The organism is Sphingobium sp. RAC03 (genome assembly GCF_001713415.1).
Taxonomy (GTDB): domain Bacteria; phylum Pseudomonadota; class Alphaproteobacteria; order Sphingomonadales; family Sphingomonadaceae; genus Sphingobium.
The window spans coordinates 1233551-1257957 of the sequence record NZ_CP016456.1; the positions used below are offsets into that span (position 1 = coordinate 1233551).

The following is a 24407-nucleotide window of genomic DNA, read 5'->3' on the forward strand; positions in this document are numbered from 1 at the left end:
TCACCCGATCAGTGCAGGGAAGGCATGATCATCATGACATGCTGGGGCAATCGGCCGCTGCACCGGTGAAGCATCGTCCGCTTTTGCGAGCCACTGACAAGGTGACAGACGGTCGAACGCCTGAATTTCTTCTCGGGAGACTCCCCAAATGCATACCATCAAGGAAAAAGGAACTCTATTGGCCTTATCGCTTCGACCGGACGCACGAGCAAACTGCATACGGCCGCGTAAGAAACCGATGTCACAAACGCGGGCAAGATGGTCGTGGAAATAGGCGCTATCAGTTCGGGCCGGGACAAGAGCGACGACTATGTCCACTTTCTCGGCAGACCACATCTCGTTGGCGCGCCGGAGCCAACTTGTCATCCGGGAAAACGGCGGATTCATGAAAGCGAAGCGACCTGACCATTCGTCCCGGAGACCGTCACCACCCTCAGATAGAAGGATTTTGCGCGCTGCCCGGACCGGGCTCTCGATATGGGCACAGGGATCGAGGTCAATATGCCCCCAAACTTCTTCGAGGATATCTACGAACTCGACGGGTGTAAAACGGCTATCCCGTTCCCCGACGAGCGATGGCAAATATGGCGTGAGATTTGGCTTTCGGCGCTCGGTCCTCGATGTCTGGATGACAGCCAAGACCTTGAGGAGATGTGGATCGGCGTGCAAAAGGGACCCCGTTAGCGGGGTGATCGGCGTCTAAAAGGGACCCCTCATTTCGATGGTTTAAGCAGCTTCCTGGATTTTCAGGCGGCGAGATCGGGATGTTGGTTTTGGAGACAGTTTTACGGATCCGGCGTGAGTATGCCGGAGGCAAGGCGATCAAGGCGATCGCGCGGGACCTGCATGTGTCGCGGAAGGTCATCCGCAAAGCGGTCCGAGCGCCGGAGGGCGCCTTTGATTATCAGCGCAAGGTTCAGCCGCTGCCCAGGATCGGTCCGTTTCAGGATCGCCTCAACACGCTGCTGGAAGAGAACGAGCTGCGCGGCAGGCGTGACCGGCTGCGGATGACGCGGATCCATGATCTGTTGGTGCGCGAAGGCTTTGAGGGATCCTACGATGCCGTGCGGCGCTACGCGGCGCGATGGAAGTTGGAACGGCGCAAAGATGCCGGCGATGGTGTCACGGCCTTCATCCCGCTGATGTTCAGGCCAGGCGAGGCCTACCAGTTCGACTGGAGCCATGAAGATGTTGAGATCGCCGGGGCACCGATGCGGGTGAAGGTCGCGCATATGCGACTGTGTGCCTCACGCGCGGTCTATGTCCGGGCTTATCCTCGTGAGAGCCAGGAGATGCTGTTCGACGCGCATGCGCGGGGCTTTGATTTCTTCGGCGGCGTGCCAGGGCGCGGCATCTACGATAATATGAAGACGGCTGTGACGAGCGTGTTCACCGGCAAGGAACGCGTCTTCAACCGGCGGTTCCTGATCATGACCGACCATTATATGGTCGAGCCCACGGCCTGCTCGCCTGCGGCGGGATGGGAGAAGGGTCAGGTCGAGAACCAGGTGCAGACGATCCGGGGTCGCTTCTTCCAGCCCCGGTTGCGGTTCGCCAGTCTCGAAGAGCTCAATGGCTGGCTGGAGGCCGAGTGTCGGCGCTGGGCGGAACGGCAGCCCCATCCCGAACAGGGAGAGCTGACCGTGGCGCAGATGCTGGAGATCGAACGATCTGCGCTGCAGCCGATGCTGGGACCGTTCGACGGCTTCAATGAGAGCGAGCATGCCGTGACCGGCACCTGCCTGATCAGCTTCGACCGCAACCGCTACTCGGTGCTCTCGACGGTGGCACGACGCACGGTGCAGGTCCGCGCCTATGCCGATCGCATCGTCGTTCGCTGCGGCGAAGAGGTTGTCGCTGAACATCCTCGCTACTTTGGGCGCAACCGCACGATCTATGACCCCTGGCATTATCTGCCAGTGCTGGCCCGCAAGCCTGGCGCGCTGCGGAACGGTGCCCCCTTCCAGGACTGGGATCTGCCACCGGCGCTTGCCCGCCTGCGCCGCAAGCTGGGTAATGGCGACGATGCCGATCGCCGGTTCGTCCGTGTGTTGTCGGCCGTACTGACCGATGGCCTGGAGCCTGTCGAAGCCGCTGTGCGTGAGGCACTGGCGACGGGCACGGCAAGCGACGACCTGATCCTCAACATCCTGGCACGACGCCGGGAACCCCCGCGTCCGCTGACGATCATCACCTCCGAGGATAGCGCTTTGCGCCATCCCCCGATCGCCGACTGTGCCCGTTACGACCAGTTGAGGACCTTCGATGCAGCGGCATGACATGATCGAGGCCATGCGCGGGCTTGGCCTCAAGGGCATGGCAGGCGCGTTCGACGATGCCGTCACCACCGGCATTCAGCGCCAGCGCACCACCATGGAGATACTGACCGATCTTCTGAGGGTGGAGGCGACGCATCGTCATGCCGCGTCGATCCGATACCGGATGGCCGCTGCCAGGCTGCCCGTCGTGAAGGACATCGACGCCTTCCGGTTCGAGGGTACCCCAATCAACGAGGGGCTGGTGCGTTCATTGCACAGCGGCACGTTCCTGCCCGCACGGCGCAATATCGTCCTGGTCGGCGGCACAGGCACAGGAAAGACCCATCTGGCCATCGCCATCACCGCCAATGTTGTGCGCTCCGGCGCCCGGGGCCGCTACTTCAACACGGTCGATCTGGTGACCCGCCTCGAAGAGGAGGCCAGGATCGGCAAGAGTGGCGCTCTCGCCGCCCAGCTATCCCGTCTCGATCTGATCGTACTCGACGAACTGGGCTATCTGCCGTTCGCCCGATCGGGCGGCCAGTTGCTGTTCCACCTGATCAGCAAACTCTATGAGCAGACCAGTGTCATCATCACCACCAACCTCGCCTTTGGCGAGTGGCCCACCGTGTTCGGCGATCCCAAGATGACAACCGCGCTCCTGGATCGCGTCACCCATCATTGCGACATTGTCGAGACCGGCAATGACAGCTGGCGCTTCAAAAACCGCAGCTGATCCGCCCCAGCGGCAATCAATTAAAAGATGCTTTGCGCTGCGCGCGCCTCCGGTCGGGCTACGCCCTCCCTACGCCGCGCGCAGCGCAAGGAAGAGCGTCACATCAATGTTCCGCCATCCTGACAGGGGGTCCCTTTTGCGCGCTGATAAGGGGTCCCGTTTGGACGCCGATTGACATTGAGGAGAGGGGCGACGGTGCCCTTCCCGCACTCAAGGGCTATGAGCGTCGTCGGTGAAATGCCCGCCCTCCGGGCAAGTTCGTCGATGGAAAGACTCATGACGTTCCGACGATTCTTTACCTGATCCGGCAGCGTCGCGCCGCGCGCCAAACCGGACAGATGATAGTCCAGCGCCGTCATCACGCGGAGCAAAAGTGCGACCGAACCGACACCACTTTCCAACCGCGCGACAGCTTGCCGGTCTGCGTCAACGAGACCGGCAAGCTGCGTTTGGCTTAAGCCTTTTTCGCGCCTTGCGGCGGCAAGGTCTTGGATCAAATTTAGCGACAAGATTGTATCAGATATTGCTGGAAGGCACGTCGGGCTATCAAGCCTCGACAAGTGTGGCTTGAGCTGGGTCGTATCGGTAGTTGACGATCGATCCATCCCTGATCTTTTCAACCGCTGCGTCGATCACCGCCAGCGGCACGAGGAACCATTCTCGCGGCTTCACCGGGTTGCCGAACCGATCGCGGATCGTCAGATCGACCTGAGCAGGAGCGAACACACGATGGATTAAAGCCTCTAACTTTGAGCGGTTGATATTGAAAAGATTGTAGCTGGCGACGATCTCAACCCCTGCGAGAAGATAGGTCGCATCCTTTGCGGCGTTGGAAATCCGAGCTTCGATGGAGCCCCCCGTCACGCCGATCTTGTGGATCAGGTCTCGATGTTCAGCGATCGTGGGATGGTCGGAATTGCTGCGCAACACATAGATTGTGCCGCTTTCCAGATCGCCCTCTTCGGTCGTTGCCGCAAATAGCGGTCCAGCTTCCGGTTCGGTGATACGCCGCCCTGCGTCATCCTTGTAGAGGGCTCGCTGCAATGAACGCAGAAGCAAGTTGCTCTCCGTGGCATTCGAGTAGACGACCTTCAGGCGAGCATCCGTTTCGCCGTTTGGTGCGCGAATGGGGTCGCCCACTTCCGCGACGTAGGCGATCTGCCCGCCAAGGATAAAAAATTGCCCCTTTGTGATGTCGGCCTTAAGAAATCCAGCATCCCTTACAAAGGGGCGCGTGACACGCACGCCGCTGTCGAGATCGCGCTCGACCTGCTCAAACAGAGGTTTGAATGCAGTGAAGTTCTCACACTTCTCTCGGTTTGCGATCTCCTCCGCCGCTCGGCGCTCGTCGGCCGATGGCACATGGCGCAACACGCGGATGTCGTCAGCGGCAGGATCAACCGCAATTCCGAGCTCGGCGAGCAGGGCGTCGTCGTCGATATTATCGACAGGCATAGCCGCTTCCGGCGTATTCAGCAGGCCATGGGTATCAAGAGGTGCGAGAAGCACGCGACATTCGTCGAGTTCCCGCAAGCGGTCGAGGCGAACGGCATAAAGGCGCTCGAAGATGTCGCGCTCCTCGCCATGCTGGGGTGCGCGACCATGCTCGTCGTAGAAGCGCACGACATCCTCAAATCCCGCGATGATCCGTTCCTCGCGGGGCGTGTAGGTCCGGGCCTTGGGTTTTTCGATGGCTACGCCAAGTTCGGCGAGCAGTTCATCATCAGAAAGGTCAGCCATTCGCAGCAGCCTCTGCGCGGTATCGGGCGAAGGCGGCAACCCCTTCGGCTAGCCGCTTCTCCCATGCATCCTGCGCGTTGATGTCGGGCAGGCGGCCACGCTCCTTCTTGAACCGCAGCGCGCGCTCGGCAAGGTCGCGGGCCTCCTCGGGCGAGATTTTCACCTTCCGCGCCGAAATGACGGCCTGCACCTGTTTGAGAATGTGAGCATCCATGGACCGGGCGAGCACCGAGTAAGCCGCTTCGAACGGGTTGATGCTGTCGATCAGATCAATGTCCAGATCGCGGACATCCATCGCGAACTTGCGCACGCCATCGATCAGCGCCGTGTTCATCGTAGGCTCGCCATCCCCGGCATCGCCGCCCCCGGCGAGTTTCTTCGCGCGCTGGGTCAAGTTGAGTGCGGCGATGGCGTGCTGGCGAACAGCCTCCTGATCCTCGGCGCTCAACTCGGGATAGCGGTCGCGCACGATCTTGCCCATGCGAAGCTGGGTCAGTTCCTCCGGCACCACTTCCTCGTCGAACATGCCGCGTTCAAGGGCGGTCTTGTCCTGCACAAATTGGGTGATGACCTCGTTCAAATCCTCCTGACAGATGCGCACCGCCTCGTCGCTCTTGGGTTCGACGAGGCCGTTGATCTCGAAGTGGAATTGACCGCGCTCCTCATTGAAGCCGACATTGGTCTGCCCATCCTGATAGCCACCGGGCCCGTAGTCGAAGTCGTCGATCGGGCCGCGATCCTTAGGTGTGAAGGTGAAGCGCGGCGCGAGCACCTGCTCCATGAGAAGGCTGGCGGCAATGGCCTTGAGGGTGTCGTTGATTGCGCCAACCACTGCCGCCTCGGAGGCGTCGGGCTCGGCGATCAAGTTCGTAAAGGTGGAGGTTTCCTTCCCCGGCGCGTCACGTGTGGCGCGGCCTATGATTTGGATGATCTCGGTCAGGCTCGACCGATAGCCAACCGTCAATGCATGTTCACACCAAATCCAGTCGAATCCTTCTTTCGCCATCCCGAGGGCGATGATGATGTCCACATGATCGCGGTTATTCTTGTGGGTGGGGTCTTTCAGCGCAGCAAGCACCTTGGCGCGCTTCGCCGGATCGCTATCGTCGACAAGATCGGCGATCTTCAGCGTCCGGCCATTGGGCAGCTTCACACGATGGAAGCCGGTCTGTGGATCGGCACCCTGCCAATCGCCCAAATACTCCATAATCTCCTCGACCTCCTTGGTCTTATCCTTCGTGCTCTCGCGCGAATTGACCGAGGGGATGTGGACGATCGTTTTCTTGGCCGGATCGAGAACGGCCTCGATCGCGTCGAGGTAGCGGTTAGAGTAGAAAAAGTAGCCGATGTTCAGCGCCTTGAGGTGCTCATAGCCATTCAACTGCTCATAGTAGGTATAAGTGACGGTCTCGAATTTTGCTTCATCCTCTGGGGTCAAGACGGGCACCGCGTCGCCACGGAAATAGCTGCCGGTCATAGCGACTATGTGCGTCTTATCGCGGTGGATAAAGTCGGCAAGCTGGCTACCGAGCCTGTTGTCGGCGCTGGCTGAGACATGGTGGAACTCGTCCACCGCGATCAGCCGTTCATCGAACGCCTCAACGCCAAGCTGCTCGACCGCGAAGCGGAAGGTGGCATGGGTGCAGACCAACACGCGATCATCGCTCGCGAGGAACTGACCGACCGCGCGGACCTTGGAGGGATCGACGCGCTCCTCATCCGGCCCCGGCGCGTTGCAGAGGTTCCACTGGGGTTTCACCGTCCAGTCTGCCCAGAAGCCGAATTTGGAGAGCGACTCGTCGGCGAAACTGCTGCCGATCGACTTCTCAGGCACAACGATAACCGCCTGCTTCAGCCCCTGATTGTGGAGCTTGTCGAGCGCAATGAACATTAGCGCGCGCGACTTCCCCGAGGCGGGAGGCGACTTGATCAGCAGATATTGCTCACCCCGCTTGTTATAGGCACGCTCCTGCATCTCGCGCATGCCCATCGCGTTGGGCTTGGCGGAGATGCCCGTGCGGGCGGTCTGAAACGAGACGGCGGGTATGGGCTTGGCGGTGGTCATGCTGCTTCCTCATCGGAGACGCCAAATTCTTTCCGAAGGAAATCAGCGGTTTCCTGATCGTATATTTTGCAAACGACATTCTGGTTGGCGAAAATGCCTGAGAATGTTTTTGCGCTGCGTCGGTCAACGGTTGCCTTCCAGTCAACGCCGACGACATAGGATGCCCTGTCCGGGTCATCTGGGAACTCGGTCAGATATCGGTTCGGAAGCTTTTCAATGAGCCGTTGCCCGTCGCTGAGAACGAACTCTGACGCTGGTATTTTTGGCGTAGTGATGCGCCCATATCCCAGATAGCCAGTGCCCTTTTGGTAATAGAACACGGGCGAACCAACTTCCAGATTGTCGAGCTTGTTGCTGTAAACACGACCTCCCGAGGCGGTGAAAAAGCCGTTGCCGCGCATTTCCTCCCATGGGCGATCCTCTTCCGCTCCACCGGTAATGTAATAGAGGCCAGACCAAGGGGCGCGCGCCTTCTTGACGGCCCGATCCTTCACTTCCTCTTGGTCGAGCAGGCTATCGGTCGTGAGCCATTCATGGCCGACATCCCCGAAGATGTTGAAGAAACTCGCGTTGATGCCGACATCGTGTTCTTGGGAGAGATATTCGATGATGCGCTTGGTCGCCTCGTCCACCTCGCTGGCGACGACAACCATTTGGTGTGTCGCATTGAGCGTTTCAGGGACAACCTTGCCATATTTCGCGCGATACACCTCGGCCAGCGTTTGGTCGCGGTAAGCGCGGGTCAGTTCATGCACTTCCTTTGTGGTCAGCTTGCAGACCCAAGATGCGTAGTCGAGGGTCTGGGCCACGATGTCGCGGGCGCTCCGGTCGCGCTTCAACTCGATAATGATGAGGCTTCCTTCCTCATCCATCGCGAGCAGATCGATGCGCTTCCCATGGCCGGTGACGACCTGCCGCCCAATGACAATGCCATCCACGCCAATCAAACTGAGGTCTCGCGCCACCCAGTCTTCGATACGGGTTTCGAGATCGAGCGCCTTGCGCTGGCTTTCAATGAGACCGCTATCCGTCACCCGAAACAACCGCGTCACTCGTTCCCCTCCACCTTGTCCGCATTGGCGCTGGAGCGCCTATTCCCTTGCCCGTCATCGGCGACATGCCCCGACAATTCGTCCCACATGGCCTTGCTAGAGGCGCGCTCCGCCTCCCTGATTTTTACCAGTTCGACCTTCTTGTCTCTGAAGAACCTGCCTGAATCCCATTCGGGGTCGCCGATGTTGATCGAAGGTTCCGGCAATTTGAACTGGCGTCGGAGGGCGGCGACAATGCTGAGCGCCTCAACGCCAAGGTCCGCATAGCCCTCCCATCGGGCTTGAAATACAGGGGCGTAATCTGGCGGAAAAGAATATTCAGATGCCGCGATGATGAACCGCTCTGTCCCGAGTGCAAGGTTGGGCAGTGCGAGAACACGATACATCAGGTCGGGGCTTATGCTGGTCCAGTCGATATCGTCAGGGAAAACAGGGGGCTCTGGAGTAGCGACCTGCGGGTCATAATATTCTTCGCCTCCCGATGTCCGCCCTGCGGGACGCCCTTCGGCAGTTCCATCATCGCCTACGACTTCTACGCATTTCTCGACATATCGGTCGAGGACGCAGACGATGCGCACAGCGGCATACCGCCCCGCGTTGCGTCGACCGGTCCAGTAGGAAACCACATCCTTTCCGACCGTTGCAACGACGCCGACGAGCACGCCGATGAAGCCGATGACAGCATCGTTCACGCCGCTGCCTTTTTATTGGTCATCTTGGTGTAGAGGTCGAACAGCTTTTCGAGGCGCTCGGTGTCGTTGCGGAAGCGGCGACCGATGTAGATGCGTTCGAGCACCTCATCGTTTTCCTCGTGAGCAAGGCGGAGGTCATTGGGCATAGTCTGGGGGTCGTAAAGATCGGCTATCGTCGTTGGGAAATGCGCTTCGCGAGCAAGGAGAATGTTCTCGGCACAGCGGGTAAGGTCCGTCCTATTTTGATCAGTAAGGATGGGTAGTGGAAAGGTGTTGTAACAAGTCGAAGATGTATAGCGTATGCGGTCTTCCAATTTTCCAGCTACCGCATTAATCCACGAAAAATGTAAAGAAGAAGAAATTATTGCAAATACAAACAAATCAGCATCATGGACTATGCTGGCAGCGTTGTTAATAATGACTTCCTGATCAAGATATCCAGCCGTAACATAATCCCGCCGTTCTGAAAAAACTGTTGGAATTAAGATTTGCCTTTTATCTCTATGGTTTATCCAAGCAAATTTATGTGGACGGCTTACCGCAGTTTGAGCGCGCGTTCCTGCGTTCGAGCGAAAATCTCGAACAGCCTCAATACGCGCTTGCACTTCAGGCAGGCCGCTAATCATTGGAACTTGATCGTCAGTGATCCACAAACACCACCGAACGCCACCCTTAATAAACTCACTCGATCCAAGATAAGGACGAATTATCGTCTTTACCGAATCCCCATACTCTTGAACCAATGATTCCCTTTCCTCTGATGAAAGGATCAGATGCCCCCCGTCCAAAGCACCGCTTCCGTCACTGATCTGAGCAGAAAGTGCTAGAGGCGACTTCGCCCCCTCAACTATAACATCATCAGCATCAAGAAGATACGCATTGATGTTTCCCGCATTGCGGATGCTTACACCGTCATCGCCTGAAGGCTCAATTATGCGTTTTACACGCGCACCACGAGAAAGCCCAACAATGATTACCGAAACCCCTGCATTGTAACTAGCGAGGTTAGACCACTTAAACGACCTGTGAGCGAAGGAGATTTCCAGCCCGTAGCGAGTGACAATCGGCCACAAAATCGATGCCTGAAGGCCTTGGCAAATTGAGTTTGTCGAAACAAATGCAATACTGCAAAGCGCATTCCTTTCATATTCTGATGCCTTAATTATCCATGCGCTGATCAAATCAAGAGCCTTCCATTTAGAAGACTTACTTGAGGCGACTTTACCCAAATCATCAGTTTGATCTTTTGTGCGCCAATTGCTTCCTTTATAAGGCGGGTTTCCACAGATGTAGGTTTCACCACCAGTATTCTCAAAATCGATTTCTGACTGATCTGGTGGAGTTTCAAACAGGTCGTCGCCGCGCACTTTGACGCCGGTGCCTGTTGGTGGGCAGATGCTCAGCCAATCCAGCCGCAGCGCATTGCCGCAAGTGATCCAATTTTGTGAATCAAGCGGGAGGAACTCTGCCAGCGCCTCCTGCTGTCCACGATAGAGCACATCGCTCTGAAACTCGGCGATGATGAGGGCGAGGCGCGCGATCTCAGCCGGGAAGTTGCGAAGCTCAATGCCACGGAAGTTTGTCAGCGGTATGTCACTGCGCCGGTCGGGTTCGCCCCGTCGCCGGTTAATCTCGGCCTCAATCTCCCGCATTTGCTTATAGGAGATGACAAGGAAGTTGCCGCTGCCACACGCCGGATCGAACACCCTGATCCGTGCGATGCGGTTGCGCAGGTTGAGCAGTTTGCGTCCATTGTCGCCTGCCTCCTCCAGCTTCCCGCGCAGATCGTCGAGGAACAGCGGGTTCAGCACCTTCAGGATGTTCGGCACGCTGGTATAGTGCATTCCGAGCGCGCCGCGCTCCTCGTCGTCGGCGACGGCTTGGATCATCGAACCGAAGATATCCGGGTTGATCTTCTTCCAATTCAGGTTGCCGATGTGGTTGAGGTAGGAGCGGGCGATTTTGGTGAAGCGCGGCACCTCGGTGCTGCCGCTGAAAAGCTGCCCGTTCACATAGGGGAACTGGTTTGCGTAGCGGGGTATGCCAACGGCTTCCCGATCGGCCCGCTTCGTGTCCATCGATCGGAAAATCTCGCTGATGACGGTGTGCGTGTCCGACGAATCCCGAGCGCTCATCTGTTCGACGGTCTTGGTGAAAAGCCCCTCGCCGACGAAGATGTCGGTATCCTCGGCGAAGAAACAGAAGATCAGTCGCGCCATGAAGTGGTTCATGTCCGGGCGGCGCTCGGCCTTTGCCCAGTCCGGGTTGTCCTTCAGAAGCTCTACATAGAGCTTGTTGAGACGGCCTGTCGCCCGGATGTCGAACGAACTTTCCCGGATTTGATCGACGGTGGTAATGCCCGCCAGCGGCAAGAAGAAGCCAAAGTGATCCGGGAAATCGGTATAGTCGCACACGACCGTCTCGCCGCTCGTCCGATCCTCTGCTTGAAAGGATTCGCCGTCCGTCGCGAGGATGAACTTGGCCTTGGCCGTTGCCGTTTTCGGGCTGTCGCGCAGCTGGCCAAGCGTGGCCTCGACCTCACCGGTATCGCAGGTCGCGATGTGAATGTTGCTGCGCTGGAGCACGCCGCCGATATCGGACTGGTTGGTCGAGCCGGTGCGTAGCCGCTTGATGGTGGTCTCAGGGTTGCCGAACGCGCGCAGGAACGAAAAGGGAAACTCCCCCCGGTCAAAGGGTTCAAGCGCAAGCTGCGATACGGCTTCTTCGATCTCAACTGGATTCATGATGGCACCATATCGGCCGCCCCATCTCTGGCCAAGGGCTCGTTTCCCATGCCTCCCATAGGTGGCTTAGAAATAAGAGAAATTCCGATCTCGCGGCGATAATCGGCTTTCATAGATTGGCCTCCACCCGCGCCGGAGAGGGCATGTCATCCCATGTCCGGCCGTCCAGCACCCGTCCGGTTTTGGATTTCACTGGACCTCCCCATTGTTTGAAGTGGAAGGCCACCTCCTTGTCGAGACAGATGTCTCGAATCTCCCGAACCCATATCGCGTCCATGGGACGAGCGCCGGGGCCGCTCTCTCCACCGGCTATCACCCAATCAATCCCATCGGGATTCAATGCAGACAGCGGCCCGAGTAATGGCTCGCAGGATAGGAATTTCGTCTGCGCGCCGGTTTCTCGCAGACGATCAACACGCCACAACACGTCCTCGTTTTCTACGCTGACCCCCATCCAGATGTTTTTGCTCCATTCCAACGACGGAGAAAGCTCCAGCAGGCGGTCCGCGCGTTTGGTCAAAATTTGATAGATGTGCCGTGGGGTCTCGCGCATCACCGCAAAAACATCTTGGATGAAATCCAGAGGGACGGCGTCATGAAACAGGTCCGACATGCTATTCACAAAGACCCGACGCCCTTTGCGCCACCCGTGCGGGGCCGAAAGAGCCTTTCGATCAAGAACCACCTTCCCGGTCCATACTCGGCGCTTCCCGGAGAGACGGGTTGTCCCGGCGTATTTGTCTTGGCCCATCAACTCAAGGCGTGCTGCCATTCTCATGGCATAGCAGTTGGTGCATCCGGCAGTGAGAACATTACATCCAGCAACCGGATTCCATGTCGCGTCCGTCCATTCAATTGAGGAGGAACTGCCCACTACGCCACCAGCGTCGGGAAGGTGACGATCGTCTTATCAGAGAAGGTGCGTTCCCCCTTGCGCATCGGGCGCTGGCTCGCAGGCGGGTTGGCAGCGATACGGCCTTGCCCCTCCATCTGTCCGAGGACGGATTTGTAGTTCCTCTCGATAAAGGGCGTGCCGACATGATGCCCTTCGAAAACTGCCTTCATGGGCAGAGTGCGCCCCGCAAACCGCGTGAGCAGGTCGTCAGCAAGTGTATCAAGGGGGCGGTTTAACGAAAAAAGCAAAGGGCATCGTTCATCCGCTGGTGAATACTCGAACGACGGGACGCCCTGATCCTCGGTCGAACTTTCGCCAGCCATGATGCTCTTCATTATTCCGTAGCCGAGCAGATTTTTGGTGACGAACACAAGGGCATGCGATGTTCGGCTTCCGTCTGGACGCCGGAATCGGAAGGGCAGCATGTATGTCGCGCCAAGCTCTTTCAGCGCTTCAGCCAGTTCCTCCAAGACGAACACCTCCCGCTCGTGCGGAGGCCGGTTTACCAGTGCCTCTCGCATGCGAGAAATTCGAGCGGACCCAAACAGGGCATCCATGTGATGCCGAACGGCATCGTTGTTGATGCCCGCATTGATCCGACTGTAATTGAAAAAGAAGACGCAATCACAACCCCAATTTTTAATGACAGACTGGATGATGCCGCGTGAAAGCCCCTTATACCCGAAGGGGTCGATGAACGAAAAGGTTGGGCATCCCTGAGCCTTCGTGAACATCGCCTCAGCGTCGCGGCCAACTTCGGAGCAGAGGATCAAAGGCTCGTTCTTGAGGCGATTTCGACCGGGCAGCGCATCAAGGCACGACTTGAGCGATGCCACATTATCCGGATCAGCGTCATTAAACATTGGCACCAGCAGTTGCGAAAGCGCCTCATCTGCTATCGCGCGCTCCAGCACCATCAGCGGTGTGGACTTTGATCCGTCCTTGTAGCGCCCCGGTCCCGCAAACAAATCGATGTAGGCGAGCCGGTTGATTGGAATGCCCTTCGCGGCATTCGCTATCATAACGCGGCTCCACGCATTGAAATACTTCGCAACGATTGCCGCCTTAACCAGCGACTGATCACGCTGTTCGTCAAAGAAGGCTTGTGCCATCGGTCCTCGCTTTCAGCGCAGAACTACACGAAAACATAATGGGAACAAAGCTCGATGTTCGGGATCGCTGCCGAGGCTGTAATCCCTTGATGCATAGAAGGAGCAATGTCCCCCAACCGCCTGATTAACGTCGCGATCTCACGCGCAAAGGCGCATGCAGTTATCCCGACCACGCGAATGATCTACGGAATCACGCAATGAAGCAAATGCACAGCATCGCCGCCAAGCTGTGGTAGACGGCAGGGAATTATGCGGCACCGTTCACCTCTAGCTAGTCATTCGTTTTCAAATCCGTTTATCTGACCGAGGGATTGCAGCAGAGCGATGTTACGTGGCCCCTCATGCTCCATTTGAGCGATGCGATGGCGCACAAGGCGATCGCGCATATCTGCCGACAGATGCCGGGCATCGCTTTCAAGATGCACAGGAGCGGTCAGCACCTGCCAAATCGAGATCGCGCAGTCATCATTGAAGTATAAATCATCGTCGCACCCGCCATATCCAAAGGACCAAGTGCTGAAGTTTTCTGGTGAATTTTCTTTTTCCATCCGGTATTTATGCCCTCGTCTCAATCCAATCGAGGAGAAGTCGCGTGACAAAATGATCCGATGAAAAGGAGATATTGTCATGGATTCCATCGCTCCGATTACGGGATGGATGCTGGGTCGCATCGTTTCGCTGGACGAAGTGCAACCCGGTTTTGCGGGATATGTTTTTCGCGCTAGCGCAGAGCGGCGGCAGGTCATCGCGGCATTTTTGTCCATGGCCAACACTGATGGAAGCGATCAACATATTGCTACCTTCATGATGAGGGCTGACAATCGCTCCATCCTCCATCGGGCATTTGGCCGGGTGCCTCCCGGTCTCCGGGCAGCGTTGGGTCGGAGTGGTCCTCAACCTCATGAGCGCTCATATTACCAGAAGCTGTCCGATTTGCTGTCTGGCGGCTCGCGCCACCTCATCGAAGCGATCTGGCAGTCCGCCAAGCTCGATCCAGAACGGCTCGCGATCATCGCCGATTGCCCAGCTGATCTTTGTGATTCCCGAATCCTTACCAAGATCAAGGATCGCAAGCACGCAACCGATGTCGCCTTGTCGGTCGATCTGCTGTCCCGGCGCGGTGTCAATCGTGCGGCACTGGTCGATGCGTTGCATCAGTCCGACGACATCAATGATGCGATCAAGCGCTGGTCGATGCGAATGACCTTCCCATCGGGGCCGATCCCGGCGGCCGAGGGATATAGGCCAATCAGGACCGGCCTCGAATTGGCAAGAATCGCAAGAAAATATCGCAATTGCGTGCGCGGATACTTCTCCTCGGCGATGTCAGGAGGCCACGCCTTCGGCGAACTTCACCATGAAGGACGAGAGGTTTTGATCAGCTTTGATCGCACGAACGGAATGTGGATCGTGGACGGAGTCTACACCTACCGCAATCTTGATGTGGATGCTGGAATTTCCCGTGCGGCCTTTGCGTTTGCCGCCCGCCATGGAGTCCCGGATCGCAGGCCGGACCGAAGCGATAAAGCCGTCGAAGCGCTGCGGCGGTTGGGGCGCTTCCATGGTGATTGGGGGCTTTGATGGTCGCAATCAAAGGAGCGCGGCCGTTCACTGAGGCCTTCACATCATGGTTCGCCGCCGCTGGTCTTCATGAACTCGTGGCAGTCGAGCCTTGTGTCGACCGGGATACTGTGGACATCTCATTCTTGATCGGCGGGCGCGCACTTCAGGGATACGTGCACCCTTCCGGGATCAGCATTGCCGCCATGCTCGGTAAGGAATGTTGGGACTTTCTATTCGACGAGGATGTGGTGCCGGTAAATGATGGAGCGGCATGGTTTTGCTCCCTTTGTGAACCAAATGATTGTCGCCTTTTTCCTTCTATCGAGGCGCTTTGGGTTGATCATCTGTTCGACCCGTTGCGCAGGTGGATCGATGAGCAACTGCGTCCAGCCACCGCGCTGGAATACCATCGAGTCGACGGCGCAACGTGGATGCGCCTGACCAAGGAACCCAAGAAGGCAAGCGTGACAGCGACATCATTGATTGCTTTGACAGCCATGCGAACGTAGTCGTTACCCACCGACCCCGCAGGGCCGCAGCCCTACGCCGTTCGACCGGATCATCACCGCTTTCGCAAACAGTTGATTGCCTCGACAGTTGGCAGCCAAGCAATGATCTCCGCCTCTTGCCGCCCGTTTTTGAACGCCAGTATCCGGTCGCGCGCGATCGTAGCCTTGATCAACAGCGGCTGTCCTTTCGAGCGATAACGGTTCATGCTGGGAAATCCCGCAGCAACTTGCTGATCAAGCGACCAAGACATGCCGTCCATATTGCACTTGTAGCATCCACGATAGATTGTCACGCGATCCGGTAAATCCGCCAAGGCGACACGCTCGTTGGTCGTCATCATGTGGTCTCGCCATGCCAGTGGGGTCCGCACCAATTGTAGGAATGGCGTCAGCGAACAGAGGTCAGGGACGTGATAGGAGACGTTGTCGCAGACTTCCCAAATCTCGCCCAAAACTGAAAACCATTCCTCTGGATTCATCTGCGACGAAATATCAATAAGTGTTGGCAGGCGATCGTAGGAATTGCTTCCATAAAACATTATCGACCTCGCCTCGTCCAGATCGATGTGTTCCATCTCTTCGTCGCGAAGAGTATTGTCAAACATGGAATCGGTGTGCTTGCCGTTGTATGCGTCTTGCGTGTTTTGCGATTGATTATAATTGTTCACGATCATTTACACTTCGGGGGTGATATCTCATGCCCCAAGGCTACCGACGCACCGTCTCCAATCGCAATATTCTCGTGCGCCCCTATCGCCCACAGCCTCTATCCCGCAGATTTCCGCCATTTCTCCAATTTCGTTGCCTGACTTTATTCGTAACTTTAACAGCACGGACCTTGCTCCGGATCGTGGGCCGGTTGATGATCCCATCAGGATGATGTTCGGCGTCATGATCACGGCCAAAACACGGATGTGCGCGGTTTTCCGACATTGATGTCACCCACATTGCTGTCGCGATGGCCGCAACTGGATGCGCTGGAATCGGCATCTATGCCTACAAGATCAGATGCACGGATGTATCAGATTTTTCCGGGCTACACACGCGCCCGGATCGATTTCCCGGACGGTCGCATGCACGCATCAACGCGATCCGGAGTGACACCGTCTCGCTGGCGCGATCCGGGCAAAATTAGTGCCCTTACCTTATAATATATAGAGCAAGGGGCACTATCTCCGTCCCAGCAAAGCTCAGCGTCCCCGGCGGGGGCCCGCCCGGTGGTCAACTGGCACTCCGGCCATGGACTGGATCATCTGCGGCAGTTCTCGACGATGACAGAGGTGACCATGCACAGGATGACAGACATTCCTGTCCGCGATTTTGATCACCGATCGCCGTCGACGATGTCCGCCGACGATATCGATCAACGATCGCGCCGCATCATGTCGGTGACCATGCCGACGGCGCAGGAGTGGTCCTTGGTGATGATGCTGTGGGGATGATCGATGACCAGATTGCTAGTCCCATTCCACATTCCAAAAACCCACCTGCAAAGCTTCCCTCAAAGCCACCGTTTAGCGTGACTTCGTTGATGTCGATTTGCCCGTTCCATATTCGGTCGGTTGAGGAACGGGGCATGAAGCCGGTGATGCTGCTGGTGCGCGCCCAACGACAGCAGATGCGAAGCCGTGGAAGATCAAAACCCGATCAAGACCAAGGCGGTGCGGAATATCTTGGTTTTGAAGGCTTTCTCCGGCGCGGTCGTCCCGTCCTCGTCAAGCCGATGAAAACCCGATCAAAACTTTCGCCCCGGTCATCGCAGCCGAAGCCGGTCGATTTGATCGACCTTCGCCTTTCGCAAACGATAGTTGGGCTTCGACATCGGTCGGAATGGATGAAGCGACGCCGTGGTGACATCCCACCACTCCCGCCATTGGTAGCCGATGTCGAGATATTGAATGCGTGCCCGGATCGAAAGGACCTCGCCGATATGCCGTTCGGTCTGACCGCGATTATCCATCTCCCGCAGGACCAGATCACCCATCCGCAGGTCGTGCAGATCATGTTCCATACATTCTCCATCCAAAGCCTACACAATATCATCAATCCGACGAAATATCGAAGTAACAGAAGTGCTTGCGTCGATTCTACGGAAGTGAGAATCTGTCTCCGATGGGTAAAATCACTCGGGATATCCCAACCCCACACGATCCCCATATCAATAGACCCGAATTGCATTTTGAGACCCCACCGATGGTGAAGGTCTAGGATCAAACGAGACAGGAGGCCCCATGATCATCGGATATGCCCGCGTCAGTTCGACATCCCAGTCGCTGGATATCCAGCATGAGGCATTGGCGGCCGCCGGGGCGGAGAAGGTCTTCTCGGAAAAGGTATCGGGCCGATCGACCACCGATCGCGAGCAACTGGCGCTGGCCATATCCTTCGCGCGGGAAGGCGACACCCTGATCGTGACCCGCCTCGATCGTCTTGCGAGGAGTGTCGCGGACCTTCACCGGATCATCGAGACCCTGACAGCCAAGGCGGTGAGCTTCAGGTGCCTGAACCAGCCCGGCGTCGATACCGACACCAGCACTGGACGCCTGATGCTCGCCATGCTCGGCGCTGTAGCCGCCTTTGAAAACGACATCCGGCGCGAACGGCAAATGGAAGGGGTCCGCAAGGCGCAGGCTGCAGGAAAGTATCGCGGCCGTCCCGCCAGCATCGATCCCACCAAGATCAAGGAACTCAAGGCAGGTGGCATGGGAGCCGCTGCGATCGCAAAGACCATGGGTATCGGCCGCGCGTCGGTCTACCGCGCTCTGGCGGCCTGATCGGCGTCCTTCGGGACCCCGCTGACATCCCCACACTTCATCGCCACGATCATCACCCACGATGTATCGCTCCGGTGAGGGCCGCCTTGCGGTGATCGGCTGATATTTCGAGATGGCACCGGTGCAAGCGCTGGTGTTTGCACCAGTACTAGGGACGGTGCGATGAGTCAGATCACGGTAATTTCAGGCCCGGAGCGGCGGCGAGTATGGACCGACCAACAGAAGCGTGAGTTGGTCGCGGCTGTTTCGGCGCCCGGGGCGAACGTGGCGGAGATTGCCCGCCGTGCTGATCTACGGCCGAACCAGATCTACAGATGGCGACGGCAGATGGGGCAGGCAGCGCAGAGCTTTGCAGAGGTGCAGGTGCAGCCCGATCCAGCGCCGGTGAGCGGATCGTCGATCATCGTGGAGTTCGAGCGGGCGATCGTACGCATCCCCGCTGGCGCATCACCTGGGTTGGTGTCGGCAGTGCTCCGGTCGATCAAGCCGTGATCCCAGTTCCCTCCGGCGTCCGGATATGGATCGCGACCGGGCATACCGATATGAGGAAGGGCATGCGATCCCTGGCCCTGCAGATACAGCAGAGCTTCAGGCGTGATCCCCATGCCGGTGATCTTTATGTCTTCCGAGGGCGCCGTGGCGACCTGTGCAAAATCCTGTGGCATGATGGCATTGGCATGTCGCTCTATGCCAAGCGCCTGGAGCGCGGGAAGTATATCTGGCCATCGGCTGTAGACGGGGTGATTGCCATCTCCGCCTCCCAGTTGGCTTGCATGCTGGAGGCGATCGACTGGCGTAATCCGCAAGCGACCTGGCGGCCGACCCTGGCCGGATAATCAATGTCGGAGAGCTAAAAAGCTAGAGATTCCGGTGTTTTTCTGCTATGCCTTTGGGCATGGGTGACGCGGCGCAAGCAGAGATCCATAGCCTTCGCGCGCAGCTCGCCGCAGCCCAGGCGGTCGCCGCTGAAGTGGCCCGCATCAAAGCCATCAACGCCGACCTGGAAGCCCGTAACGCCCTTCTCGAACTGCAGAACGAGAAGATGCGCCGCACTCTTTTTGGCCAGCGCTCCGAGCGCACGCGCCATCTGCTCGACCAGATGGAACTGACCTTCGAGGAGTGCGAGACCGCTGCCAGCGAAGATGAGCTTCTGGCTGCCCTGGCAGCGGCGAAGACCAACGTCGCACCGTTCGAGCGCAAGCGGCCCGCCCGCAAGCCCTTGCCCGAACATCTTCCACGCGAACGCGTCGTCATCGCCGCGCCCGATGCCTGCCCCTGCTGCGGCTCGGATCGGCTGTGCAAGCTGGGTGAGGATATCACCGAGACACTTGAGGTCGTGCCGCGCCAGTGGAAGGTGGTCCAGACCGTGCGGGAGAAGTTCTCCTGCCGGGATTGTGAGAAGATCACCCAACCGCCGGCGCCTTTCCACGTCACGCCCCGCGGGCTATTTGGCCCCAGCTTCCTGGCGATGCTGCTCTTCGAGAAGTTCGGTGCGCATCAACCGCTTAACCGCCAGCGTGATCGCTACGCCTGGGAAGGCGTCGACCTGAGCCTTTCCACTCTGGCCGATCAGGTCGGCACCTGCACCGCCGCGCTGATGCCGCTCTATCTGCTGATCGAAGCCCACGTCCTTGCTGCCGAGCGATTGCATGGCGACGATACAACGGTGCCAGTGCTGGCCAAGACCAAGACCGATACGGGCCGGATCTGGACCTATGTTCGGGATGATCGACCTTTTGGCGGACCGGCACCGCCCGCAGCGATCTTCCATTATTCCCGGGACCGGCGGGGCGAGCATCCTGTGGGCCATCTGCGCGGTTGGAGAGGCATTCTTCAGGCTGATGCCTATGCTGGCTATAATGCCCTGTTCCATGGCGACCGCCTGCCGGCGCCGCTGACCCGCGCCCTTTGCTGGAGCCACGCGCGCCGTTATTTCTTCGAGCTGGCCGATATCGCCGCGCAGCTCAAGAAGCGCCGCAAAAAGGCCGTCATCTCGCCGTTGGCAGTGGAGGCGGTCCGCCGCATCGATGTGATCTTCGACATTGAGCGCGCCATCAACGGCAGACCGGTACAGGAGCGCCACACCCTTCGACAGGAACTCAGCGCACCTCTGGTTGCCGATATGGAAGAATGGATGCGCGACAACCGGTCAAAGCTATCGAAGAACAGCGATGTGGCCGAGGCTATGGATTATATGCTCAAGGCATGGCCTGCATTTACCGCCTTCCTCGACGATGGCCGCATCTGCCTGACGAACAATGCGGCGGAACGGGCGCTCAGAGGCATTGCCCTTGGAAGAAAATCATGGCTCTTCGCTGGGTCAGACCGCGGCGGTCAGCGCACCGCCTTCATGCTGAGCCTCATTGGCACGGCGAAGCTCAACGATATAGATCCCCAGGCTTGGCTAGCCGATGTGCTCAGCCGCATCGCCGACATCCCCCAGAACCGTCTCCAAGAACTGCTGCCATGGAATTGGCGAGCCGCCGAATATCAACGCGAAGCCGCCTGATCCGCGGCCTTCACCGAATGCTTACCCCACGATCGTCGATCGACCTTCTGATATTATCATCGAGACCAGCATGACCGATACACGCTCCGACCTCCCACCAGCGTTAGACCCTAATGCTTCTGCCGATGATCAGGAGGAGAGCGTGGCGGACATCATGCCGGAGATCGACGGGAAGCAGGGCGACGATAGGGTAGAAATGATGCTGGTGGACGCTGGCCACGTAAACCCGGCGGATGCGGTCCCTTCGCCCGCTCCAGTTTTCCCAAAAACCACGGAAAACTGCGGACCATCGTCACCCAGACGATCCCCTCCGCATGATGTCTACACAAAGCGTCTACACAATGATGCCGGGATAACCGCATCAACTCTACGGAATCCAACGAAAAATCGGCGAAATGGCGTCTACACAAAGCGTCTTATCCAACCATAGCCTGCCTTAACCTCATCGACGATCAAGGAAAGGAAATTCGATTTCCCTTAACTAAGGAAAAGGCCAAGGTAACGATCGAACGAATAGACTCGTCCCCGAATCTGGCCGGTTATTTCCTTGAGAATGCCAAGTTTCTCAAAATCTCGGATCAAAGCGTTTGCGGTAGGCGTGCTAACCCCAATCGCTCGCTCAATCTCTCCCGCTGACACAATTGGCTGCCGATAGAGCAAGTTTAATGTTTCACGTGCATTGGGCGTTCGTTTGCCGAGTCCAAGGATCGCACTTTCCACTTCGGTTCTCAAGGCGAGTATCTGTCGGAAGACATCCCGCCCTTTTGCCGCTGTCAAAGCCACCCCCCGCAGGAAAAAGCGCACCCAGTGGATGATGTCATTGGACATGCGCACACGCATTAACGCATCGTAGTAACTCGCACGATTTCGCTCAAAAAAGTCCGATAGATAGAGCGATGGCTTTGCCAGCAACCCGCTGCTGATCAGATACAATGGTATAAGCAAACGACCAATGCGACCATTTCCATCCTGAAACGGGTGAATGGTCTCAAACTGGTAATGGCTGATCGCGACGCGGATGAGGTGTGGAACCTGCACATCCTCATTATGCCAGAACTTCTCCAGATCACTCATCAAGTCGGCAACGCCATCCTGATGTGGCGGTATAAAGACCGCATCGGTCAGGCTCGAACCGCCAATCCAGTTTTGACTGACGCGAAACTCGCCCGGCCCTTTATTCTCCCCGCGCACACCCTGCATCAGAATGGCATGGGTATCGCGCAACAAGCGATTGGACAGAGGAAGACGGTCCAATTCCGCCGTCGCCGCATTAACGGCGGCAATATAGTTGCGAACTTCGTGCCAATCATCGCGCTTCTCCGGTTGAATTTGATCCTCGGGCAAAAGCGCTTCATCGATACCCGTCTGCGTGCCTTCAATTCGGCTCGACGTCTGGGCTTCTTTGACAATGTGCATCTGAATGAAGAGATCGATATCGGGCACGATCAGCGAAAACGCATTGAGTTCTCCCAACGCACGATTGGCCTCTTCCAGCAACGTGTTGATCGCAGCGTCTTCCCACGTCCATTCAACATTGATTGGAACCGGCTCGAAGCTCTTATACCGATATCGGCTCTGCCATTTACCGGCACGAAAATTTTCGAACTTCAAGCGACCTCCCCCGCAGCTTTGCCCGAAGAGCATATCGAACGAAGCGAACTTAGGAAAGCGGCACACATCCTCGGAGATACATGCTCGGCGTGCACATTTTCTGCCACAGGGCTTGAGCCTGTGACGAACCGAGAGGAATATCTGCACGTCGTCTCATGAGGCATGCAGGTGAGATAGGTCAAGTGTTGGGAATCGCACAGCGTTAAGCGCCTCGGCGAGGGCCGTCACCTTATATCCACTACCGTAATGGTCCGCCACGTTGGTTCCCCTTCCATCCGTCGTCCAGCCTCCGAGGATCAGCGCGAGATCGCGATCGACCTTGGCTTCCCGAAGAGCATCACGGAAGCAGTGCCGGAAAGAGTGAAAACAAGTGAGGGGAGCAGTTGCGTCTGCGCTCACAAGAAAGCGAGAAAACCATTTCGAGAGACTGGTGGAGCGATAGCCCAGATGACCAAGGGGGAGTTCCGGGAATAGGCAGCTTTCACCACATAACCGCTGAGATTCAGCGAATGCGAGAAATCCAAAGTTGATCAACTCGTTATGGATCGGGACTAAACGTTCACTGGCTGCCGTCTTCACGCGTTTCATCTGGCCTGTATCGCTGACACCGGACGCGATCCTGAAGCACATAAGCCCATCGATCTTCTGGATATCGCTGACTTCAAGCTGGCAAATCTCGTTCATTCGCAAGCCGTGAAACAGCCCAATCAGAGGCACCCAAAACCGCGCTCGTCGTGGACGGCGATCGCCGGGAACAGCATATCCGTTCTCATCGTCCTTGCAGCCGGTGAAAAGTGGCGCGCCGAAGATACGCCGTAGCTGTTCCGTCGAGAAGGGGTGGCGCTTGTCACGTTTCCTAACCGGGTCAGGCAGCTTCAAGCCCTTGAGGGGGTTGCGATCAATATACCCTTCATTGATCGCCCAGTTCATGACCCCGCCGAACCGGTTGAGATATGCATTTACATTGGCCGTATTGATGACGCGCTGCTCGCCTCTGGCCTGCGCGGCCGCAACAGCGTCCCGTAACGACATATCAGAAAATCGCTTGTCCGCATGTTTCGGCATATTCCGGAGAAGCTCAACAAAATCACGGCATCCTTCTCGGGTGATTTCATTCAAAAGAACCTCCGTGCCAAAGGCTTCGAGAACCCACCTGCGTGTCGTCGCATGAGCGATGGCGGTTCGCTTACTCCAATTATGGCGCGGGTCAGCGAGATACCGGTCGTAGACCTCGGTGATAGTCCTCGCGACTGGCTGTGCCGGATTATTTGAATGTAATATCGGATTTTCCGGCGCGATCGGTTGGCACTTGGAAACTCCTCGCTCACCAGCCGTCAGCAACACTGTATCCACATCATGCCCCAGCGTATTCCGGGCTTCCTCAAAATAGGCTTCAACATCCGCCGCTATTCGGTGAACCCGCCGAAGCGCTGTTGCATAGCTGTCGGTATCGAGCGATCGCCAGATTTCACGCCGACCCAAGGCGACCAGCAGATCAATAGGCACCCGTCGACGATAGTGGAAAACACCACGCTTCGGAAATAGTCCAACCGGCCGATTGTGTAGACGCTTTGTGTAGACGCCATTTCGCCGATTTTTCGTTGGATTCCGTAGAGTTGATGCGGTTATCCCGGCATCATTGTGTAGACGCTTTGTGTAGACATCATGCGGAGGGGATCGTCTGGGTGACGATGGTCCGCAGTTTTCCGTGGTTTTTGGGAAAACTGGAGCGGGCGAAGGGATTCGAACCCTCGACCCCAACCTTGGCAAGGTTGTGCTCTACCCCTGAGCTACGCCCGCTCTGGCGGCCGGAGGATGTGTCCCTCTCGGCGGGTGGCGGGGAACTAGCAGCGCTTTTGAGGATCGGCAAGGGGAGAATTGCACAAATATGAAATTCCTTGCTGCAAGTGCGGAAAAGCTTGGTTTTCCGCCACTTTTACCTCGTTCAGCGCCCTCGGCCGCTCCGCGCACCCAGCGCAAAAATGTCAAACCATTGTCCGACTCGCTGTCCGGCTATCGCGCCGGTCCTGCCGCCCTGGCAATAGGTGCGCTTGCGCTGCCGCGCCTTGTCGATCATATTTCCTGCATCGGCAGGGATCATTTGCTGCCGCCCTTCGTATGACAGCCGATAGCAGAAGAAAGGGGAC

The 24407-nt window shown here is 57.5% G+C and carries 24 protein-coding genes and 1 tRNA gene; 10 read left to right on the top strand and 15 right to left on the bottom strand.

Annotation, left to right across the window (positions count from 1 at the left end):
• A complete protein-coding gene (locus BSY17_RS20925; RefSeq protein WP_171899222.1) occupies positions 1 to 669 on the bottom strand; it encodes a DNA N-6-adenine-methyltransferase in 669 nt (222 codons plus the stop codon).
• Positions 670 to 764: 95 nt separating this feature from the next.
• Here BSY17_RS20925 and istA point away from each other — a divergent pair, with 95 nt between their 5' ends.
• Together istA and istB are read left to right on the top strand one after the other, a co-directional pair.
• On the top strand, positions 765 to 2279 hold the full coding sequence (gene istA / locus BSY17_RS10525; protein WP_037474355.1) for an IS21 family transposase: 1515 nt from the start codon (positions 765 to 767) through the stop codon (positions 2277 to 2279).
• Entirely contained in the window at positions 2266 to 2994 is a 729-nt protein-coding gene (gene istB, locus BSY17_RS10530) for an IS21-like element helper ATPase IstB (RefSeq protein WP_069064140.1), read from the top strand. Before istA ends, istB begins: the two co-directional genes overlap by 14 nt.
• A 98-nt stretch (positions 2995 to 3092) precedes the next feature.
• Here istB and BSY17_RS10535 read toward each other — a convergent pair whose 3' ends face one another.
• The 9 genes from BSY17_RS10535 to BSY17_RS10575 all read right to left on the bottom strand — a co-directional run bounded on the left by BSY17_RS10535 (position 3093) and on the right by BSY17_RS10575 (position 13842).
• A complete protein-coding gene (locus tag BSY17_RS10535) occupies positions 3093 to 3491 on the bottom strand; it encodes a helix-turn-helix domain-containing protein (protein WP_171899223.1) in 399 nt (132 codons plus the stop codon).
• A gap of 49 nt (positions 3492 to 3540) precedes the next feature.
• Positions 3541 to 4734, bottom strand: a complete 1194-nt coding sequence (locus BSY17_RS10540) for a GIY-YIG nuclease family protein (RefSeq protein ID WP_069066904.1) — start codon at positions 4732 to 4734, stop codon at positions 3541 to 3543.
• Positions 4727 to 6799: a DEAD/DEAH box helicase gene (locus tag BSY17_RS10545; RefSeq protein ID WP_069065484.1), complete on the bottom strand. Its 2073-nt coding sequence runs from the start codon at positions 6797 to 6799 to the stop codon at positions 4727 to 4729. The genes BSY17_RS10540 and BSY17_RS10545 overlap by 8 nt, the downstream gene beginning before the upstream one ends.
• Complete coding sequence (locus BSY17_RS10550; RefSeq protein WP_069065485.1) at positions 6796 to 7851, bottom strand: endonuclease NucS domain-containing protein; 1056 nt, start codon at positions 7849 to 7851, stop codon at positions 6796 to 6798. Before BSY17_RS10550 ends, BSY17_RS10545 begins: the two co-directional genes overlap by 4 nt.
• Positions 7848 to 8543, bottom strand: coding sequence for a hypothetical protein (locus BSY17_RS10555; protein WP_069065486.1), 696 nt, complete (start codon positions 8541 to 8543; stop codon positions 7848 to 7850). The genes BSY17_RS10550 and BSY17_RS10555 overlap by 4 nt, the downstream gene beginning before the upstream one ends.
• Complete coding sequence (locus BSY17_RS10560; RefSeq protein ID WP_069065487.1) at positions 8540 to 11287, bottom strand: class I SAM-dependent DNA methyltransferase; 2748 nt, start codon at positions 11285 to 11287, stop codon at positions 8540 to 8542. Before BSY17_RS10560 ends, BSY17_RS10555 begins: the two co-directional genes overlap by 4 nt.
• A 109-nt stretch (positions 11288 to 11396) precedes the next feature.
• Complete coding sequence (locus tag BSY17_RS10565) at positions 11397 to 12161, bottom strand: DUF5131 family protein (protein WP_069065488.1); 765 nt, start codon at positions 12159 to 12161, stop codon at positions 11397 to 11399.
• A complete protein-coding gene (locus BSY17_RS10570) occupies positions 12161 to 13294 on the bottom strand; it encodes a three-Cys-motif partner protein TcmP (RefSeq protein WP_069065489.1) in 1134 nt (377 codons plus the stop codon). The genes BSY17_RS10565 and BSY17_RS10570 overlap by 1 nt, the downstream gene beginning before the upstream one ends.
• Positions 13295 to 13569: 275 nt before the next feature.
• Complete coding sequence (locus tag BSY17_RS10575) at positions 13570 to 13842, bottom strand: hypothetical protein (RefSeq protein WP_069065490.1); 273 nt, start codon at positions 13840 to 13842, stop codon at positions 13570 to 13572.
• A gap of 79 nt (positions 13843 to 13921) precedes the next feature.
• Here BSY17_RS10575 and BSY17_RS10580 point away from each other — a divergent pair, with 79 nt between their 5' ends.
• A complete protein-coding gene (locus tag BSY17_RS10580) occupies positions 13922 to 14875 on the top strand; it encodes a hypothetical protein (RefSeq protein ID WP_069065491.1) in 954 nt (317 codons plus the stop codon).
• On the top strand, positions 14875 to 15366 hold the full coding sequence (locus tag BSY17_RS10585; protein WP_069065492.1) for a hypothetical protein: 492 nt from the start codon (positions 14875 to 14877) through the stop codon (positions 15364 to 15366). Before BSY17_RS10580 ends, BSY17_RS10585 begins: the two co-directional genes overlap by 1 nt.
• 53 nt (positions 15367 to 15419) lie before the next feature.
• Here BSY17_RS10585 and BSY17_RS10590 read toward each other — a convergent pair whose 3' ends face one another.
• On the bottom strand, positions 15420 to 16034 hold the full coding sequence (locus BSY17_RS10590) for a hypothetical protein (protein ID WP_171899224.1): 615 nt from the start codon (positions 16032 to 16034) through the stop codon (positions 15420 to 15422).
• A 549-nt stretch (positions 16035 to 16583) separates the two neighbouring features.
• On the opposite strand from BSY17_RS10590, the gene BSY17_RS21300 reads away from it, so the two are divergent.
• A complete protein-coding gene (locus BSY17_RS21300) occupies positions 16584 to 16808 on the top strand; it encodes a hypothetical protein (protein ID WP_150125770.1) in 225 nt (74 codons plus the stop codon).
• Positions 16809 to 17119: 311 nt separating this feature from the next.
• Here the strand turns inward: BSY17_RS21300 and BSY17_RS10595 are convergent, their stop codons facing one another.
• Positions 17120 to 17377, bottom strand: a complete 258-nt coding sequence (locus BSY17_RS10595) for a hypothetical protein (RefSeq protein WP_069065494.1) — start codon at positions 17375 to 17377, stop codon at positions 17120 to 17122.
• Positions 17378 to 17597: 220 nt separating this feature from the next.
• Between BSY17_RS10595 and BSY17_RS10600 the strand changes: the two genes are divergently transcribed.
• The 4 genes from BSY17_RS10600 to tnpC all read left to right on the top strand — a co-directional run bounded on the left by BSY17_RS10600 (position 17598) and on the right by tnpC (position 20649).
• A complete protein-coding gene (locus BSY17_RS10600; RefSeq protein ID WP_069065495.1) occupies positions 17598 to 18140 on the top strand; it encodes a recombinase family protein in 543 nt (180 codons plus the stop codon).
• Between the two features lie 162 nt (positions 18141 to 18302).
• Positions 18303 to 18632 (top strand): IS66-like element accessory protein TnpA, encoded by a 330-nt coding sequence (gene tnpA, locus BSY17_RS10605; protein ID WP_069063898.1) that lies wholly within the window; start codon positions 18303 to 18305, stop codon positions 18630 to 18632.
• A 62-nt stretch (positions 18633 to 18694) separates the two neighbouring features.
• Positions 18695 to 18976, top strand: a complete 282-nt coding sequence (gene tnpB / locus BSY17_RS10610; RefSeq protein ID WP_232015723.1) for an IS66 family insertion sequence element accessory protein TnpB — start codon at positions 18695 to 18697, stop codon at positions 18974 to 18976.
• A gap of 59 nt (positions 18977 to 19035) precedes the next feature.
• The gene (gene tnpC, locus BSY17_RS10615) at positions 19036 to 20649 is read left to right on the top strand and encodes an IS66 family transposase (RefSeq protein WP_069064441.1); all 1614 of its coding nucleotides are present in this window, start codon (positions 19036 to 19038) and stop codon (positions 20647 to 20649) included.
• A gap of 477 nt (positions 20650 to 21126) precedes the next feature.
• On the opposite strand, the gene BSY17_RS10620 is transcribed toward tnpC, so the two are convergent.
• From BSY17_RS10620 to BSY17_RS10630, 3 genes are all read right to left on the bottom strand, one after another.
• Complete coding sequence (locus BSY17_RS10620; RefSeq protein ID WP_069066905.1) at positions 21127 to 22260, bottom strand: Fic family protein; 1134 nt, start codon at positions 22258 to 22260, stop codon at positions 21127 to 21129.
• Between the two features lie 153 nt (positions 22261 to 22413).
• The gene (locus tag BSY17_RS10625) at positions 22414 to 23766 is read right to left on the bottom strand and encodes a site-specific integrase (RefSeq protein WP_150125774.1); all 1353 of its coding nucleotides are present in this window, start codon (positions 23764 to 23766) and stop codon (positions 22414 to 22416) included.
• A gap of 219 nt (positions 23767 to 23985) precedes the next feature.
• Positions 23986 to 24060 (bottom strand) — tRNA-Gly (locus tag BSY17_RS10630).
• A gap of 88 nt (positions 24061 to 24148) precedes the next feature.
• Here BSY17_RS10630 and BSY17_RS21305 point away from each other — a divergent pair.
• Positions 24149 to 24382, top strand: coding sequence for a hypothetical protein (locus tag BSY17_RS21305; RefSeq protein WP_150125775.1), 234 nt, complete (start codon positions 24149 to 24151; stop codon positions 24380 to 24382).
• Positions 24383 to 24407: the final 25 nt, after the last annotated feature.